Annotated in this window: 1 protein-coding gene; it reads right to left on the reverse strand. The window is 43.6% G+C overall.

From position 1 onward, the window contains the following. Positions 1-179 precede the first annotated feature (179 nt). Positions 180-1499 (reverse strand): sensor histidine kinase, encoded by a 1320-nt coding sequence (locus tag AB3112_RS11390; RefSeq protein WP_367334558.1) that lies wholly within the window; start codon positions 1497-1499, stop codon positions 180-182. Positions 1500-1556: the final 57 nt, after the last annotated feature.

The raw sequence follows: 1556 nt of genomic DNA on the forward strand, positions 1-1556 counted from the left end.
TATACCGATAAAGTTGGTAAAGTCGAACCGTTAAAATATCTATACGACCTATTTCCCGGCATTAAGAAAGCCGCACGTCAGGATCAACATTAATGATTAACCACAAATAGGCCCCGGTGAGCAAAATGTCCGTTTTGCTCACCGGGGCCTCTCTTTGATTTTGATGAAATTCGAGCTTCCTAAGACACTTTAAACCCAACTGTAAATACGGTTCCTTTGGGATGGTTGTCCTTGACAGTAATCGTGCCGGCATGCTGGTTAACAATCCACTTGGCAATTGCCAAACCCAGCCCGTTACCGCCAGTTTTGGAATTTCGTGATTTATCCGATCGGTAGAACCGGTCAAAAACGCGCTTCTTATCAGCGTCAGGAATCCCAGTTCCGGTATCGCGGACTTCAATGGTGAGCTTATCGCGGTTGAGTAAAGTAACAACCGTCATGGTGCCCCCTTCCGGCGTATATTTGATGGCGTTGTCCAACAAAATAATCAATAGTTGACGAATCAGATCTTCATCAAATCGGCCCTTACCGTCTGCTTTTAACACGGTATTCAGTGATTTGTGCTGGCTAGCCGCAATATCATCATAGGGTTTTAAAACGTGTTCAAACCACGGCTTAACATCAACTTCTTGCTTCCGAATTTCAATTTTGCCGGCATCCGACCGCGCCAACATTAACAAACGATTGGTGAGTGTCTGCAAGTGGCGAACTTCATCCAGAGTCGTTGAAATTGCGTCAACCTGATCCACCACCTTGGTCTTTGGCTTCGTCAGCATATACTCCATCTGATTTTGAATTACGGTCAGAGGTGTCCGCAGCTCATGAGCGGCGTTGGCACTAAATTGTCGCTGGCGTTTCCAGGCGTCCATAATCGGCTTCATGCTCGATCGCGATAGGTAATAAGCAACCCCAATCGCGATAATCCAAAAGAACAACAATGTTATTAACAGCGATCGTCTAAAACTATTAACTGCTAATAAATCGGTATCAATATTCTCCAAAATCAAGACATAATTGCCAGCGTAGATTGGATTGGAATTGGATTTTGGAACCTTGATCAATAACGTCCTAAAGTAGTGCAGGGTATTATCCGTCGACATCAAGGTCACTTCACGAACCTTATTCACCTCACTTTTATCCAGCTCAGTGTTGATAAACAGGTTATAGATTCGGTTGCCAAGCATCTGTGCATTAATAATTTGGCCCTTTTGATTAAATACTAAAATATTGGTTCTAAACGGTGTATCACCACTCGGACTAGGAGATGGCGGCGTTTGTGAGCTGCTGGAGCTCCCGCCGGTTCGAAATTGCGGTGCCTTTCGGTTGCTTAACACATTTTGCTTTTGGGTCATTAATCCTTGATCAATATTTTTATAAATCGATTGATGAAAGAAAAAGTTAATGACAATCCCAAGTACCGCAAACAGCAAGGCAAAACCAATTAACTCTTTCACGAACAGCGAGAGTTGCTGTTTGGACTGAGGATCACGCTTTTTCATCGAGGGCCTCCGTTTCAAACATGTAACCAACGTTTCTTAACGTCTTAATTGGCTGAA

This window comes from Lentilactobacillus sp., from assembly GCF_040773105.1.
In the GTDB taxonomy this organism is placed as follows: Bacteria; Bacillota; Bacilli; order Lactobacillales; family Lactobacillaceae; genus Lentilactobacillus; species Lentilactobacillus parabuchneri.

Excerpts from the sequence above, each read along its gene's own strand:
- AB3112_RS11390 (WP_367334558.1), bottom strand. The coding sequence starts at position 1,499 with ATGAAAAAGCGTGATCCTCAGTCCAAACAGCAACTCTCGCTGTTCGTG.